The following is a 16,184-nucleotide window of genomic DNA, read 5'->3' as shown; positions in this document are numbered from 1 at the left end:
CTTTACTTCTTCGTCTTCACCCAGGCCGCGACCTGCTCACGCTGGCGCGGACGGTTGGCGATGCGTTCCTTGAGCGCGGTCAGCGCCTGCACCACCGGCTTGGCCTCGTCGGCCGGAAGCGTCGCGGCATAGGCCTCCACCTTGGCGACCATGGCCGGATTAGTGCTGGACGCCACGATGCGCGCGAAGAAGCGCGCACGGCCGGAATGCTCGATCAGCGCATCGACACGGGCCTGATTGGCGCGCACGAAGTCGAAGGCCATCTCCGGATGCGCGCGGGCGACCGAGGTGATGATCTGCGAGGCGCTGGTGGCGTCGGGCGTGCCCGAAATCGCCAGCGCCAAAGCTTCCTTCGCCAGCGTCTCGTCGCTTACAAGGCCAAGATCGGCGTAGTACAGCTGGCGCTCGACAAAGCCGGTCGCGCCGGTCGCCAGCTTGCGCAGCAGTTCCCAGTCCGCACGGTTGGCGTTGGCCGCCGCCACGCCGAGCCAAGTGCCCTTGAGCGGACCGTCGAGCGACTTGGGATCGGCAGCCAACCCCTGAAGGCGGCGACGCGCCTCGGCCACGACGCGCGGATCGCCTACGCCGCCCAGCGCGTCGATAAGCTGCGCGCGCAGCTGGGTATCGACGAGCGGTTCGTCCGCGACCGGATCGAAGCCCAGCTTGGCCAGACGCGGCGACCATTTGGCGGAGATCATGCCGCCGATGCGGTCCTTGGCCGGGCCCTTTTCGAGCAGGTCATAGACGTTCTGCCACCGCGCCACGGCCTTGCCCGCCAGCGTGGCGTCGGCATTGCCGGGGATCGCCGACAGCAGGTCGAGGCCGACCGACATGTCCTGATAACCGGCGAACGACAGCGAGAGGTTGTCACGCACCAGACCGTACTGGTCGATCGGCGCCAGCGTGCCGAACGAAGCCTTCAGCGCCTTGATCGCGCTCGCCGAATAGAGCGTGCGGTAGTAGCCGAGCTGGCCCGCGTTCACGAGCACCGGGCCGCAGCCGGGCAGCATCACGCTTTCGCTCCGGCCGGTCATCAGGTGGCGGACCGGCGCGGCATCACCCACGCGCACTAGCAGCGGCATCGGCCAGAGCGGTGCTTCACCCCCGCGCGTTGCCGGATCGAGCGAGAACGCGTCCTGCGTCAGGTCGAGACGGGTCTGCCCGCCCACGCACGAAACCGCGTTGACGCGCAGCAGCGGCACGCCCGGGGTGTGGGTGAAGGCCTCGGCAATGCGATCCACGTCCTTGCCGCCGGCATCCTCCATCGCCGCCCAGAGATCGCGGCTGGAGGTGTTCGAATAGGCATGGCGCTTCATGTAGAGACGCATGCCGTCGCGCCAGGTATCGGGCCCGACATAGTCTTCGAGCATGGCGATGACCGCCTGCCCCTTCTGGTAGGTGATCGAGTCGAAGGCCTGCTCCATCTCGGAGACGGTGCGCACCTTCTGCACCACCGGGTGCGTGGTCGGCAGCGCGTCGAGCGCCATGGCGCCTTCGCGGCCGTCGATGCCGCCCAGCTTCCAGTTCCACTCGGGGTGGAAGTGATCGGTGACCTTGTCGGCCATCCAGCTTGCGAAGCCCTCGTTCAGCCAGATGTCGTCCCACCAGGCCATGGTCACGAGATCGCCGAACCACTGGTGCGCGGTTTCGTGCGCCTGCACCGAATAGATCGACTGCTTGCCCGAGGGGCTGGTGATGGCCGGATCCATCAGCAGGATGCGCTCGAACGTCATGATCGCGCCCCAGTTCTCCATCGCGCCGAAGAACTGTGAAGTGCCGGGGGCAGCGATGTTGTCGAGCTTGGGCAGCGGGAACTTCACGCCGAAGTAATCGTCGTACCACGGCAGGATCTGGGCGAGGCCTTCGCGCGCATAGTCCGCCTGCTTGCCGCTGCCGGTGGGCGCGACGATGCCGACATCGACGCCGTCCGCCGCCATCTGCGAGGACCGCTCGAAGTCTCCCACGCCGAAGAACAGCAGGTAGGAACTCATCTTCGGCGTCGTGCCGAAGGTCACGCGCTTGAGGCCGCCGGGGAGCACTTCCTGCCCCTTCACCGGCATGTTGCTCAGCGCCATGCGGTCGGCCGGAACGATGGCCGAGAGGTCGAACGTCGCCTTGTAGCTGGGCTCGTCGAAGCTGGGGACGAAACGGCGCGCATCCGGCGCCTCGAACTGGGTGAACAGGCCGCGCACTTCCTTGCCCGTACGCTTGTCGGGATAGTCGAGCGCGAAAAGGCCCGAGGGCTGCGTGCCGATCTTGCCGGTGTAGACGATATCGAGACGATACTGCCCTGCCGCGATGGTTGCTGGGGCCGCGAAGTGCAGGGTCTGCGCGGCTTCGTCCGCGGTCACGGTAAGCGCAACCGGCTTGCCACCTGCGGGAACCAGCGAGGCACTGGAGACGGTCAAGCCATTGCCGTGCAGCGTCAGTGCGTCGGTGGCGGAAAAGACCGTCACGTCGATCGAGACATTGCCCTTGAAGGTCAGCGCCTGCGCGTCGGGCGTCACTTCGATGCGATAGTGGGTGGGTCGGGCATTGCGCGGCAGGTCGCTCGGGACGCTCTCGGCAAGCGGCGCGAGCGTGGCGGCGGGCACTGCCGGCGCGGCAGCGGCGAAAGCGTGGGCGGATATGGCGAAAGCGATCACGGCACCGGCCGTGGCAAAATTACGCAGGGAAGAACGCATGGGGGGCGAAAACTCCGGGATATCGGGTATTGCTGCGCAGACAGAACGCCGCGCCAGTCATGCGCGCGTGGTAGCGCGAAATGTCGCGGAGCGGCCATGTCGTTCGTCGATAGGAGTCGGCAGTTCGACCTGTCGCATCCCTCGCGGGGGCGACGGGTTTGGTTGTTGAACCTTAAATCAAATGTCTGCGAACACGCCCCATCCCTCGTCATTGCGAGCGCAGCGAAGCAATCCAGAGCCGCGTAAACCGCTCTGAATTGCTTCGCTGCGCTCGCAATGACGATGACCCTGGGGCGATCCGTGTCCCGCCCTGCCCTCACCCGCCCGGGTGGTAGAAGTCGTAAATCGTCTGCGCCACCGCCGCACTGACGCCGGGCGCGCGCTGAAGGTCTTCCAGACTGGCCGCCCTCACCTTCCCCGCCGTCCCGAAGTGCAGCAGCAGCGCGCGCTTGCGGGCCGGGCCAATGCCGGGAATCTCGTCCAGCGGGCTGGCGGTGATGGCGCGGCTGCGCTTCGCCCGGTGGGCGCCGATCACGTAACGGTGGACCTCGTCCCGCAGCCGCTGGAGGTGGAACAGCAGCGGTGAATTGACCGGCAGCATCTTCTCGCGGCCGTCGGGGAAGTGGAATACCTCCCGCCCTTCGCGGCCATGGTTTGGGCCCTTGGCGATGGCGATAAGGTTCACATCCTCGATGCCGAGTTCCTCCAGCGCGTCCTTCACTGCGCTCATCTGGCCCTTGCCCCCGTCGATCAGCACGAGGTCCGGCCACATGCCGCTCTCGCGTTCCGGGTCTTCCTCCTGAACGCGGGCGAAGCGGCGGGTCATGACTTCGCGCATCATCGCGAAGTCGTCGTTCGACTGCGCCTCGCGGATGTTGAACTTGCGGTACTGGTTGGTTTGGAAGCCCTCCGGCCCCGCCACCACCATTGCGCCGACCGCCTTGCTGCCTTGAATATGCGAGTTGTCGTAGACTTCCACGCGCTGTGGCAGGTCCGGCAGTTCGAGGAATTCCGCCATCTCGCGCCAGATTTTTGCCTGCGAGCCACGCTCGGCCATGCGGCGGTCGAGCGCTTCGACGGCGTTTCGGGTTGCCTGATCCATCAGGCGGCGACGGTTGCCGCGCTGGGGCACCGAGATCTCGACTTTGCCGCCAGCCAGTTCGCGGAAAGCCTCGGCCATCAATTCAGCCTCGGGCAGTTCGCGGTCGACAAGGATCGTGCGCGCCGGGGGCACTTCCTCGTAGAACTGCGCGAGGAAGCTTTCGAAGACCTCCTCCTCGGAAAGCCCCTCGGTGTGCGTCGGGAAGAAGGCGCGGTGCCCCCAGTTCTGGCCGCCGCGAATGAAGAAGGCCTGCACGCCGACCTGCCCGTTCTTGCAGGCCATCGCGAAGATATCGGCGCTGTCCATGCCCTCGGCATTGATCGCCTGACTGCCCTGAATGAAGGTCGCCGCGCGCAGCCGGTCTCGCAGCATGGCCGCGCGCTCGAAGTCCAGCGCTTCGGCGGCTTCGGCCATCTGGCTTTCGATCTTCTTCTGCACCGCGCTCGACTTGCCGCCGAGGAAGTCCTTGGCCTCCTTCACGAGTTCGCCATAGCCCGCCTCGTCGATGCGGCCGACGCAAGGCGCCGAGCAGCGCTTGATCTGATAGAGCAGGCAAGGCCGGTCCCGCCGCGAGAAGAAGCTGTCCGTGCAACTGCGCAGCAGGAACAGCTTCTGCAATGCGTTGATCGTGGTGTTGACCGAACCGGCGCTGGCGAAGGGGCCGTAATAGTCGCCCTTCATCTTGCGCGCACCGCGATGCTTCATGATGCGCGGGAAGTCATGTTCGGCCCGCAAGAGGATGAACGGGAACGATTTGTCGTCGCGCAGCAGCACGTTGTAGGCCGGACGGAAGCGCTTGATCAGCTGCGCTTCCAGCAGCAGCGCCTCGGCCTCCGAATTGGTGGTGACGATGGTCATGCTGCGCGTCTGGCTGACCATGCGCTGGAGCCGGATCGGCAGCCGTTCCCACTGCGTGTAGTTGGCGACGCGGTTCCTCAGCACCCGCGCCTTGCCGACATAGAGCACGTCCCCGCGCGCATCCTGCATGCGGTAGACGCCGGGCTTCGACGGCAACGTGCGAACCGTCTCGCGGATGACCTCCACGCCTTGCTGGAGATCGGGCTGATCGGAGCCGCGCAGGGTGAAAGTCGCCTGCTCCTCATTGAAGCGTGCGGTGCCCTTGGGGTGTTCGGGAGTTCCGGCAGGTGTTCGCGCCATCCCCGCCAGATAGGATATCGCGGCCGGATCGGGTAGACCCGGCCGCGATCAATCCTCAGAGGTGTTTTCGAAAATCCGCCGCCTGCGGATTTTGCGATGGCCTCAGAACATCTTGCGCAGATCGATCCCGATCACGCGGCCCTGCGGATTGCGATAGGCCGGTTGATAGGCAATCGGCACTTCGCCGTTGTCGTCGGTGACCTTCTGGCGCGTATCAAACAGATTGTTCGCGACGAAGGACACGCGCATCCCCTTGAGGATCGGCATCTTCTTCACCAGCTCGGTATTGCGGCTGAGATCCGCGAAAATGCGCAAGTTGGCGACGACAGTGCTGCCGAAGTGCAAGTCCGAACTGGTCGGCGCGCCGGTGCCGTCCACCGTGCTGGGCGCATCCCATTCGGCCTTGAGGCGCAAGCCATAGCCATTCACGAACATGCCACCCTCGGCCTCGATCACGTGGCGCGGCACGCCGCCCGCCGTCAGTGCGCCGCCGTTGAGCTGGTCGAGCACCGGCACGCCATCGGCGATCTTCACATCATCGGTGAAGCGCCAGGTGTGGTAGATCGAGAAGTTCCAGCGCGCGCCTTGAGGGCCGCGTCCGCCGCCCATCATCGGCGGCGGACCGCCGAAGCCGCCGCCCCCGCCACCGGAGCCGCCAGAGCCACCACCGCCGGAATGGCCAGCGCCACCCCCACCGGATCCGCCACCTGCGCCGCCCGGAGGCGGGCCGCCGAAGCCACCGGGGCCGCCCTGCGGCTGCGCACCGATATTGCCTGAAAGGTTGAAGCCCCAGCGGATGCGCGAGCTGGTCTCTTCGGCGAACGTCACCGCACGGCGATCCACCGCCGTCAGGTTGCCCTCGTCATCGCGCGTCACGCGGTCCGGGAAGGCCGCCTCGACCGCAGGCGTGAGCATCGGAAACGCCTCGGAGACATTGCTCGAATGGTTGTGGAAGTACTCCACCACCATGTTCGAGCGCTGCATGAACGGCAGTTGCCATGTCGCCGAAAGCTTGATGTCGCGCTGCATTTCCTTGACGAGATCGGGATTGCCGCCGCTCGTCACCGTCACCAGCGCGGTCTGGTTCGTGGTGAAGTCGTAGACCGACACATTGTAGGTCTGCACTACCGGCGCACCTAGTTGGACCAAGGTCGGCGCGGCCTCGTTGACCAGATAGCTCGCCTGGAACGTCAGCTTGCCGGTGGGCGACCAGGTCAGCCCCGCGCTCCAGTCCGTCAGTGTGCCGAAGTCCGACAAGTGGTCGAGTCCGCCGCTCAAGTTGAGCGTGATATCGCCGATCGCGCCAAGCACATCATTGTTGCGGCTGGTCAGCGGCACCGCGAGGTTAAGGCCGCCGGACACGTCCCCGCGCGTGAGGCCCACCATGCCCATCTTCGAGGCCGAGTTCTCGCTGGCGCTGTGGGTATAGTCGTAGCCGCCCTTGAAGGTCAGGTTGGCATCGCCCGCCGGCATCGTGAAGGGACGGCCCGAAAGCGTCGCCAACGACGACAGCGTGGTCGTGCGATTGCGCGCTTCGTCCACGCCCGCGCCCGGCACGACCGGCAGCGCGCCGTCGATGGCGAGCGCGCCCGATTTGGCCGCGTCGACCAGACCCGAGGTGTCGCGCGGACGGTCTGTATCGGTCTCGGTAATCGTGTAGCCGGCGTCATTGGTGACGTTGAAATTCCAGCCACCAAGCATGCGGCTGTAGCCGAGACCGGCCTGGAATTCGTTGGTCTCCACCCGCGTCGCCAGCGGATCGGGCAAAGTGCGAACGGCGGAATCGCCGTCATGGACCAGCTTGACCGTATCGAGGCCGGACCAGGCGTTCGTCACCGAGTGCGTGAACGTGCCATTGGTGGTGAACGAGCCGTCGAACCCGTCCTTGCCGATGCCCTGCGTCATCGTGCCGTTCAGCGTGAACTCGGAATCGGCGGCCGCCAGACTGCGGTAGCGCGCCGGATCGGGATCGCCCGCCACGGTCGGCAGCGAGTCCGGATCCTGCCGCACGTCGCGCTCGTTTTCCGTCAGCATCGAAGTGTCGGTGTACTTGGCGGCCACGTTGAAGCGGCGCGGTCCGACGGTCTTGAAGAACCCGCTTTCCAGTTCGTAATTGTCGTAGCCGCCGCGGGTCGGGAGATTGTACTCGCCCGAAACCGTGGTCGCGGAGAACTTCTTCTTGAGGATGATGTTCACCACCCGCTGGTTGGCCGGATAGCCGAAACGCAGCGCCACTTCTTCGGGCAGGACCTCCATGCGGCGGATCGCCTCGGGCGGAATGTCACGCATTTCGCGGAAGCTGGTGATGCGCTGGCCATTGACGAGGATCACCGGACGCCCGTCCCCGCGCCCACGCCCACTGCCGGTCTGCGGAGAGATCGCATCGATCAGGTCGGCAATCGAATTCACGCCGTAAGCGGCAATGTCATCCTCGTCATACGTCTGGATCGGCTGGCTCGGTACTTCGAGCTGCCCGGCGATACGCGCGGCGGTGACCACGATTTCATGTCCGTTGCTCTTCACCGTCGGCGCCGGCGTGGATTCGTCGGTTGCCGCCAACGATGTGGGCACGGCTGGCACAGCCACGCTCGCATCCGCAGGCTGGGCATGAGTCTCCTGAGCACTGGCCAGTGCCGGAACCATCGCCGACAGGCTGACGCCCGCCGCGAGTGGGATCAGATGAACGCAACGCAACTCAGGATCTCCGCCAAAAAGATATAGTTTCCCCCACCCGGCGGCGCTGATGCCGCGACTGCGAAAAGGTCGCAAGGCGGCGCCGGGTAACATTTTGTCGCAACTGGAGAACCCGTCACCGCAGGGGTGCCCAAATGGGTCAAGTGTTCGCCAAGGCTTCCATTTTTGGCGAGTCGTGGCTATGTCGCGCCGCGACGACACAACAAGCTCACGGACTAGATCGCCGATGGCGAAAGAAGAACTCCTTGAAATGCGCGGCCGCGTGGTCGAACTGCTCCCGAACGCCATGTTCCGTGTAGAGCTCGAAAACGGCCACGAAATCCTCGGTCACACTGCGGGCAAGATGCGCAAGAACCGCATCCGCGTGCTGGTCGGAGACGAAGTTCTGGTCGAACTGACCCCCTATGACCTCACCAAGGGTCGTATCACCTACCGTTTCATGCCTGGTCGCGGTGGCCCCGGTCAGTACTGACACCGCGTCCCCCAGCGGGGACGCCATCGCACCGCGTGTCGACGCTTCTGCACAGCTGCAGTTGATCCTCGCTTCGGCGAGCCCGCGCCGCCGCGAACTGATCGGCCGGCTGGGCCTGACGCCGCACGCGATCATCGCCGCCGACATCGACGAAACGCATGATCCGCGCGAACACCCGCGCGCCTACGCCCGCCGCATGGCGCGCGAGAAAGCGCTCGCGGTTGTCGCAGATCATGCCCATGTCCTTGCCGGAGATACCGTGGTCGCCTGCGGCCGCCGCGTGCTGCCCAAGGCCGAGGACGAGAAGACTGCGCGCGAATGCCTGGCCCTGCTGTCCGGCCGTCGCCATCGTGTGCTTTCCGCAATCGCCCTGAAATCGCCCGACGGCACGCTGCGCGAACGGCTGTCCGAAACGATCGTCCGCTTCAAGGCACTCTCCCGCGAGGAGATCGAGGGCTATATCGCCGGCGGCGAATGGCACGGCAAGGCGGGCGGCTACGCCATTCAGGGCAGCGCCGAGGGGCTTATCACCGCGATTTCCGGCAGCCATTCCGGCGTCGTTGGCCTGCCGCTCCACGAGACCCGCGCGCTGCTCAAGGCGGCGGGGTTCGCGATTGCCTGAATGGCTTGTCGAGGACGGGATCGGCGAATCCCGCGCGGTCCTGGTCGACAATGGCGAGGTGCTCGCCGCCCGGCTTGACTGGGACGACGGCCTGAGGGCGGGCGAAGTCGCCGAGGCGGTGCTGACCTCGCGCGCGAAAGGATCGAAGCGCGGCACGGCACGCTTCGCATCGGGCGCCGAGGCGCTGGTGGACGGCCTTCCCGCCGACGCCAGCGAGGGCCGCGCCCTGCGGCTTGTCGTCACCCGCGCCGCCATGGCGGAAACGGGAAGGCTCAAGCGCGCGCAGGCAAGGCCCACGGAACATCAAGTCCGCCCTGCGCCTACGCTGGCCGAATCGCTGCGGGAGACCGGATTGCCGGTCCGCACCGTGCGCGCTTTCCCCGAAGATCCCTGGCCCGAACTTTTCGCGGAAGCCTTCGCGGGCGAGATCACGTTCGACGGCGGCGCGATCCTCGTGATCCCGACCCCCGCGATGACGCTGATCGATATCGATGGCACCCTGCCACCGTCCACCCTCGCCCGTGCGGCCGTCCCCGCCATCGCGCGCGCAGTGGAGCAGTTCGACCTGGGCGGCTCGATCGGCATCGACTTCCCCTCGCTGGAGCGCAAGGACGACCGCCGCGCCGTGGACGAGGCTATGGCGGCCGCGCTCGACCATTGGCCGCACCAGCACACCGCAATGAACGGATTCGGATTCGTCCAGTTGGTGGCGCGGCTGGAGCGCCCCTCGATCCTCCACCGCCTGCGCCACGATCCTGCCGGAGCCTGCGCCCGCCTGCTGCTGCGCCGCGCCGAACGCATTGCGGAGCCCGGCACGTTGCTGCTGGCTGCCCATCCGCGCGTGCGGGCGAAAGTCCTGCCGCAGTGGGAGGCCGAACTCGCGCGCCGCGCCGGCCGCACGCTGCGATGGCAGGAGGACGCGACGCTTGCGCTCACCGGCGGATTCGCGCAGGCGATCACATCATGACCACGAAAATCCGCAAGTGCCCGATCTGCGGCAAGCCGCGCAGCGAAGAACACACGCCGTTCTGTTCGAAGGGCTGCCGCGACCGCGACCTCGTGAAGTGGCTGGCCGACGGCTATGCCCTGCCCGGCCCGCCCGCCGATCCGGACGTACCGGAAATTTTTCCACAGGACGATTGAAGCGGCACTGTCATTTTAGGGTTGCCAAGCTCAGCGCCCTTCGCCATAGGCCCGCCACCGACACGGAACGGTCGCTTCGGCACCGCACCGAACCAGGGATGCCCGGGTAGCTCAGTTGGTAGAGCACATGACTGAAAATCATGGTGTCGGCGGTTCGATCCCGTCCCCGGGCACCACTTCCTTAACCGGAAGTGGTGCCTTTTTCTTTGCGCCGCTCGCGCACTTCCCTTTACCCTCACATCGGAATTGAATCGCGCATCGCCGTGCCGTCATGGCGATTCGCGAAGACGCGGCCGGCGACATGGCCCCCATGACCGATTCCGGCTCCGGCGAGGCTGAAAACACCTCCACCGTTCGACTTTCCTGTTCATCGCAAGTGTCGGAAATCGCAATTAGTCACAAATTGTCGCACCCGCGAAATGGCGACTTGCGAAGCCTCGCGAATGCCTTGATAGCTCGCGCATCCTTCGACACGCGGTGCGCAACTTGAAATCGACCATGCCCACGATGCTTCCGGCCTTTCCGATGCGCCGGACCACTCTCACGCTGATCCTTGCCTCGCTTCTGGTCGGATGCTCCGGTCAGGGTGCAAAGGATGCATCTAAGCATCCCACGCAAGTCGGCTACATCGTTGCCCAGCCTTCGACCGTCCCACTCGCGGTGACGCTGAACGGCCGCACCGTGGCTTTCGAAACCTCGGAAGTCCGCCCGCAGGTCAACGGCGTGATCGTCAAGCGCTACTTCACCGAAGGCAGCTACGTTCGCGCCGGCCAGCAGCTGTTCCAGATCGATTCAAGCCTCTACCGGGCGGCGGTCAATCAGGCGCAGGCCGATCTCACCAGCGCCCGCGCCACCGCAGAGGCCGCCAGCGCCAAGGCGGATCGCTACAAGCCGCTCGCGGACATGGAAGCGGTCGCCAAGCAGGACTATGCCGATGCGTTGGCCACTGCCCGCTCGGCCCGCGCCTCGATCGCGCAGAATGCCGCGGCGCTGGACACCGCGAAGACCAATCTGCGCTTCACCACGGTCCCGGCCCCGATCAGCGGCCGCATCGGCCGTTCGCTGTTCACTGTCGGCGCGCTCGCGAGTGCCAGCCAGGCCGATCCGCTTGCCGTGATCCAGCGCATGGACCCGATCTATGTCGACATGCAGCAGTCGGCGGCCGACATCACCGCGCTGCGCCGCAGACTGGCGGCTGGCGGCATCAATCCGGGCAGCACCACGGTTCACCTCAAGTTCGATGACGGCAGCAAGTACGCTTACGCCGGAACCGTGCAGTTCTCCGAAGTGACGGTGGACGAAGGCACCGGCACGGTGACCTTGCGCGCCAAGTTCCCGAACCCGGACGGCCTGCTGCTGCCGGGCATGTTCGTCTCGGCGATCTTCGATCAGGCCAACGACCCCAACGCCTTCCTCATCCCACAGAACGCCGTTCAGCGTGACTTCGACGGCTCCGCCTTCGTCATGACGGCGGGCGACGACGGCAAGGCCGGTCGCCGCAAGGTCGTCGCGGACCGCACCAGCGGCGCTTATGTCGTGGTAACGTCCGGTCTCCAGCCCGGAGACAAAGTCATCGTGCAGGGTCTGAACGGCCTGAAGCTCGGCACCGAAATCAAGGCGGTGCCATCGACGGCGCCGCAGAAGGTGGAACCGCGGGCTGCCAAGCCCGGTGAAGCCGGCGCGAAGGGCCACTGATCCTCCCATGTCCCGGATATTCATCGACAGGCCGATCTTCGCCTGGGTTCTCGCCATCATCGTCATGCTGGCCGGCGCCGGCGCGCTGGTTTACCTGCCCAACGAGCAGTATCCGGACATCGCGCCCGCGCAGGTCAATATCCGCGCGACCTACAACGGCGCCTCGGCCGAAACGATCGAGAACAGCGTCACCCAGATCATCGAGCAGCAGCTGACTGGCATCGACGGCCTGCTGTACTTCTCGTCGCAGTCCTCGAACCGTGGCCAGGCCACGATCAGCGCGGTCTTCGCCAAGGGTACCGACCCCGACATCGCGCAGGTGCAGGTCCAGAACAAGGTCCAGTCCGCGCTCTCCCGCCTGCCGCAGGCGGTGCAGAGCCAGGGCGTTACCGTCACCAAGTCGAACCCCGACCAGCTGCTGCTGGTCGCCGTCTACGACGAGACTGACGGGCGTTCGAACCAGGACGTTTCGGACTACCTGACCTCGAACATCCAGGACCCGCTCTCGCGCCTTGAAGGCGTGGGCGACGTCAACGTGTTCGGCGCGCCGCACGCGATGCGCATCTGGCTCGATCCCGCCAAGCTGGCCGCTGTCTCGCTGATGCCGAGCGACGTGACCACGGCGATCACCGCGCAGAACACCGAAGTCGCCGCAGGTGAAATCGGCGGCCTGCCCGCGCCGCAGGATCAGGCGATCGACGCCATCGTCACCGCCGGTTCGCGCCTGCAAACGGCCGACCAGTTCCGCGATATCGTGCTCAAGACCAACAGCGACGGCTCGACGGTCACGATCGGCGACGTCGCCCGTGTCGAGATCGGCGCGGACAATTACAGCACGATCAGCCGCATCAACGGGCATCCCGGTGCCGGTATTTCGATCTCGCTTTCGCCGGGCGCCGACGCGCTGGCGACGGCCGAGCGCGTGAAGGCGGCGATGTCGCAGCTCGCCGTGGGCATGCCCGATGGCCTTGCCTACGATTACGGCAACGATTCCACGGCGTTCATCAAGCTGTCGGTCTCCGAGGTCGAAAAGGCGCTGTTCGAGGCGATCGTGCTGGTCGTCATCGTCATGTTCGTGTTCCTGCAGAGCTGGCGCGCCACGCTGATCCCGGCCATTGCCGTGCCGGTGGTGCTGCTGGGCACCTTTGCGGTGTTCTACATCGCCGGGTTCACGATCAACACGCTGACGCTGTTCGGCCTTGTCCTTGCGATCGGCCTGCTGGTCGACGACGCCATCGTCGTCGTCGAGAACGTCGAACGATTGCTTGAGGAAAATCCGGGCATGACCGCCCGGCAGGCCACCATCAAGTCGATGGAGGAAATCCAGGTCGCGCTGATCGCCATCGCGCTGGTGCTCTCTGCCGTGTTCCTGCCGATGGCCTTCTTCGGCGGCTCGACCGGCGTGATCTACCGCCAGTTCTCGCTGACGATCGTCGTCGCCATGGTGCTCTCGGTGCTGGTGGCGTTGATCCTCAGCCCCGCACTGACTGCAACGCTGCTCAAGGCCAAAGTCCACGGCAAGGAAGAGCCGACCTGGTTCGACCGCCACGTGCCGTGGCTGGCGAACTTGTGGCTGCGCTTCCACACCGGCTTCAACAACGGCTTCGAGCGCCTGACCAACGGCTATGTCCGCCGCGTCGAGCACGTTGTCGCGCACAAGTGGCGCTGGCTCGGCCTGTTCCTGATCGCCTGCGCCGCAACGTATTTCCTGTTCCACCGACTGCCCACCGGCTTCCTCCCGAACGAGGATCAGGGTTCGATCATGGTGCAGTGGCGCCTGCCCGCAGGCTCGCCGCGCACGCGCACCGAAGACGTGCAGCACAAGATCGAGCAGTACTTCGCGACGTACGAAAAGGGCAACGTCGAGAACATGTTCACCGTCTCGGGCGGCGGACAGGGTGCGGCCGGCCAGAACACCGGCCAGGCCTTCATCACGCTGGTCGATTGGGACAAGCGTCCGGGGGCGAAGAACACCGCCGATGCCATCGTCCAGCGCGCCAACGGGGCCTTCAAGGGGCTGCGCGACGCGCAGGTCTTCACGCTGGTTCCCGGCGCCATTCGCGGCCTCGGTCAATCGTCCGGCTTCACCATGGAGCTTCAGAACCGCTCGGGCATGACCCGTTCGCAGTTCCAGCAGGCGCGTGATCAGTTGCTGAGCAAGGCCGCAGCCGACAGCCGCCTGACCAACGTGCGCCTGAGCGACCTTCCCGAAGTCTCGACGCTGAAGATCGCCACGAACACGCGCGCGCTCACGGCCTATGGCCTCACCGCCGCGAACGTGAACAACACGCTGCAAACGGCGTGGGGCGGTACGTACGTGAACGACTTCCTCGACAAGGGCCGCGTGAAGAAGGTCTACGTTCAGGGCGACGCGCAGTTCCGCTCGCGCCCCGAGGATCTCGCGCGCTGGTTCGTGCGTGGTTCGAGCGGCCAGATGGCGCCCTTCTCGGCCTTCTCGACGCAGAGCTGGTCAACCGCGCCAAGCTCGACCTCGCGCTTCAACGGCCTGCAAGCCTACGAATTCTCGGGCACCCCGTCGCCGGGCGTCAGCTCGGGCACGGCGATGCAGATCATGCAGGATCTGGCCAGCCAGATCCCCGGCACCGCCGTCGCATGGTCGGGCTCGTCCTATCAGGAGCGGCTGTCCTCGGGTCAGGCCCCGGTGCTCTACGCGCTGTCGCTGCTGGTCGTGTTCCTGTGCCTTGCCGCGCTCTATGAAAGCTGGTCGATCCCGATCGCGGTGATCATGGTCATTCCGCTCGGCCTGCTGGGTGCAGTTCTGGCAGTCACGCTGCGCGGGCTGGAGAACGACGTCTATCTGCAGATCGGCCTGCTCACGACCATGGGCCTTGCCGCCAAGAACGCGATTCTCATGATCGAGTTCGCGGAAATGGCCGAAAAGCAGGGCAAGCGCGTGATCGAAGCGGCACTGGAAGCGGCTCGCATCCGCCTGCGTCCGATCCTGATGACCAGCTTCGCCTTCATCTTCGGCGTGCTGCCGCTGGCCGTGGCAAGCGGCGCAGGCGCCAACAGCCGCATCGCCATCGGTACGGCCGTGGTCGGCGGCATGCTGACCGCGACGCTGCTGGCGATCTTCTTCATTCCGCTGTTCTTCGTGCTCGTGCGCCGGGGCGTGCGCGACGGCCTTGCCGCTGTCCGTCACCAGATCCAGAAGCGCCGCGAAGCGAAGGGAGACGCCGCATGATCCGCTCCCGCACCCTGAAGCTGGCGGCACTGACCCTGCCCGCCATGGCCCTGAGTGCCTGTTCGATGGCGCCGAAGTACGTGCAGCCGACGCCGCCGGTCTCGCAATCGTGGCCGGTCGGCGATGCCTATCTCGCGCAGAGCGAGGCGAACCTGCCGCTGGTCTCCTACACCGAGATCTTCCGCGATCCGCGTTTGCAGAAGCTGGTCGAACAGGCTCTCATCGAAAACCGCGACTTGCGCGTGGCAGCGGCCAATCTGGCGGCAGCGCGCGCGCAAGTGCGTGTGACCCGGGCGAACCAGATCCCCGCGGTCGGCGTCTCCGCATCCGGCACCCGCACCGAAGTAAACGGCCCGGGGGACGCCACCGCGCTCTCGCTCCAGGGCGGCATTTCCAGCTTCGAGATCGACTTCTTCGGCAAATACGCCAGCGCCACCGAGGCCCAGCGCAACACGGCGCTCTCGACCGAAGCCGCTGCCCGTACGGTACGGCTCGGCCTTGTCGCCGATCTGGCGCAAACCTGGGCAAACTATGGTGCCGACCGCGACCTGCTGAACATCGCGAAGGCCACGGCCGACAACGCCCAGCACTCGGTCGTGCTCAACACCGCACGCCTCAAGGGCGGCGTCGCGCCCCGCACCGACCTGAGGCAGGCCGAACAGGTCCTGGAAACCGCCAAGGGCGACCTTGCGGCGCAGACCGCCCTGCTCGCGCAGGACGTGAACGCGATCCGCCTGCTGGTCGGCGCCGATTTCGACGAGAGCCTGCTTCCCGGCGGCATCGACGAGGTCAATGCCCAGCTCGCCGTGCTACCCGCCGGCACCAGTTCGCAGGTCCTGTTGCGCCGTCCCGACGTGGTCGAGGCCGAGTACGAGCTACGTGCCGCCAATGCCGACATAGGTGTCGCTCGGGCCGAACTGTTCCCGTCGATTTCACTGACAGCCCTGCTCGGCCTTGCGAGCGACGGGCTGTCCTCGCTGTTCAGCAAGGGTGCCTTCGCTGCCACGGGCGGGGCCGACGCAAGCTGGACGATTTTCAATGCGGGCGGCAAGGTCGCCAATGTCGACGTCTCGAAAGCCAAGCGCGATGCCGCGTTGGCGACCTATGAGAAGTCGATCCAGACCGCCTTCAGCGAAGTTTCCGATGCGCTGGCCGATCAGGGCACGCTCGGTGAACGCCTGCGCGCGGCCAGCAGCTACACCAATGCCGCCGCCGACACCGCGCGCCTGACCGAGGCGACGTACAAGCAGGGCATCGCCAGCTCGCTCGACAACCTCGATGCCCAGCGCAGCCTCTACACCGCGCGCAAGCTGGAAATCGCGACGCGGCTTGCCGTCGCCAGCAATCGCGTCACGCTTTACCGCGTGCTCGGCGGCGATCAGGCGACCGCCTCCGAGCCGCCGCGGTAA

At 66.0% G+C, this 16,184-nt stretch carries 10 protein-coding genes and 1 tRNA gene; 8 read left to right on the top strand and 3 right to left on the bottom strand.

The features are described from left to right. Positions 1-2: 2 nt before the first annotated feature. The 3 genes from EDF56_RS02465 to EDF56_RS02455 form a co-directional block, all read right to left on the bottom strand. Positions 3-2,684, bottom strand: a complete 2,682-nt coding sequence (locus EDF56_RS02465; protein WP_132385133.1) for a M1 family metallopeptidase — start codon at positions 2,682-2,684, stop codon at positions 3-5. Positions 2,685-3,000: 316 nt separating this feature from the next. Continuing rightward, positions 3,001-4,944, bottom strand: coding sequence for an excinuclease ABC subunit UvrC (gene uvrC, locus EDF56_RS02460; RefSeq protein WP_207904601.1), 1,944 nt, complete (start codon positions 4,942-4,944; stop codon positions 3,001-3,003). A 102-nt stretch (positions 4,945-5,046) separates the two neighbouring features. After that, a complete protein-coding gene (locus EDF56_RS02455) occupies positions 5,047-7,638 on the bottom strand; it encodes a TonB-dependent receptor (protein ID WP_165912064.1) in 2,592 nt (863 codons plus the stop codon). Between the two features lie 226 nt (positions 7,639-7,864). Here EDF56_RS02455 and infA point away from each other — a divergent pair, with 226 nt between their 5' ends. The 8 genes from infA to EDF56_RS02415 all read left to right on the top strand — a co-directional run bounded on the left by infA (position 7,865) and on the right by EDF56_RS02415 (position 16,184). Then, positions 7,865-8,110, top strand: a complete 246-nt coding sequence (gene infA, locus EDF56_RS02450; RefSeq protein ID WP_007014967.1) for a translation initiation factor IF-1 — start codon at positions 7,865-7,867, stop codon at positions 8,108-8,110. After that, positions 8,043-8,732 (top strand): nucleoside triphosphate pyrophosphatase, encoded by a 690-nt coding sequence (locus EDF56_RS02445; RefSeq protein WP_132385131.1) that lies wholly within the window; start codon positions 8,043-8,045, stop codon positions 8,730-8,732. Before infA ends, EDF56_RS02445 begins: the two co-directional genes overlap by 68 nt. Continuing rightward, on the top strand, positions 8,725-9,699 hold the full coding sequence (locus EDF56_RS02440) for a ribonuclease E/G (RefSeq protein ID WP_132385130.1): 975 nt from the start codon (positions 8,725-8,727) through the stop codon (positions 9,697-9,699). The genes EDF56_RS02445 and EDF56_RS02440 overlap by 8 nt, the downstream gene beginning before the upstream one ends. Then, positions 9,696-9,875: a DNA gyrase inhibitor YacG gene (yacG, locus tag EDF56_RS02435; RefSeq protein WP_132385129.1), complete on the top strand. Its 180-nt coding sequence runs from the start codon at positions 9,696-9,698 to the stop codon at positions 9,873-9,875. The genes EDF56_RS02440 and yacG overlap by 4 nt, the downstream gene beginning before the upstream one ends. Before the next feature lie 100 nt (positions 9,876-9,975). Further along, positions 9,976-10,051 (top strand) — tRNA-Phe (locus EDF56_RS02430). Positions 10,052-10,373: 322 nt separating this feature from the next. After that, positions 10,374-11,570: an efflux RND transporter periplasmic adaptor subunit gene (locus EDF56_RS02425; protein WP_132385128.1), complete on the top strand. Its 1,197-nt coding sequence runs from the start codon at positions 10,374-10,376 to the stop codon at positions 11,568-11,570. A 7-nt stretch (positions 11,571-11,577) separates the two neighbouring features. After that, positions 11,578-14,775: an efflux RND transporter permease subunit gene (locus EDF56_RS02420; protein WP_132385127.1), complete on the top strand. Its 3,198-nt coding sequence runs from the start codon at positions 11,578-11,580 to the stop codon at positions 14,773-14,775. Further along, positions 14,772-16,184: an efflux transporter outer membrane subunit gene (locus EDF56_RS02415; protein WP_132385126.1), complete on the top strand. Its 1,413-nt coding sequence runs from the start codon at positions 14,772-14,774 to the stop codon at positions 16,182-16,184. Before EDF56_RS02420 ends, EDF56_RS02415 begins: the two co-directional genes overlap by 4 nt.

Source organism: Novosphingobium sp. PhB165, from assembly GCF_004341845.1.
In the GTDB taxonomy this organism is placed as follows: Bacteria; Pseudomonadota; Alphaproteobacteria; order Sphingomonadales; family Sphingomonadaceae; genus Novosphingobium.
This window is presented reverse-complemented; position numbering and strand designations above follow the sequence as displayed.

What these genes read in the sequence shown, in the direction of transcription:
- yacG (WP_132385129.1), top strand. Translation starts at nt 9,696, where the DNA reads ATGACCACGAAAATCCGCAAGTGCCCGATCTGCGGCAAGCCGCGCAGC.
- infA (WP_007014967.1), top strand. Translation starts at nt 7,865, where the DNA reads ATGGCGAAAGAAGAACTCCTTGAAATGCGCGGCCGCGTGGTCGAACTG.
- EDF56_RS02425 (WP_132385128.1), top strand. Translation starts at nt 10,374, where the DNA reads ATGCCCACGATGCTTCCGGCCTTTCCGATGCGCCGGACCACTCTCACG.
- EDF56_RS02415 (WP_132385126.1), top strand. Translation starts at nt 14,772, where the DNA reads ATGATCCGCTCCCGCACCCTGAAGCTGGCGGCACTGACCCTGCCCGCC.
- uvrC (WP_207904601.1), bottom strand. Translation starts at nt 4,944, where the DNA reads ATGGCGCGAACACCTGCCGGAACTCCCGAACACCCCAAGGGCACCGCA.
- EDF56_RS02465 (WP_132385133.1), bottom strand. Translation starts at nt 2,684, where the DNA reads ATGCGTTCTTCCCTGCGTAATTTTGCCACGGCCGGTGCCGTGATCGCT.
- EDF56_RS02445 (WP_132385131.1), top strand. Translation starts at nt 8,043, where the DNA reads ATGACCTCACCAAGGGTCGTATCACCTACCGTTTCATGCCTGGTCGCG.
- EDF56_RS02420 (WP_132385127.1), top strand. Translation starts at nt 11,578, where the DNA reads ATGTCCCGGATATTCATCGACAGGCCGATCTTCGCCTGGGTTCTCGCC.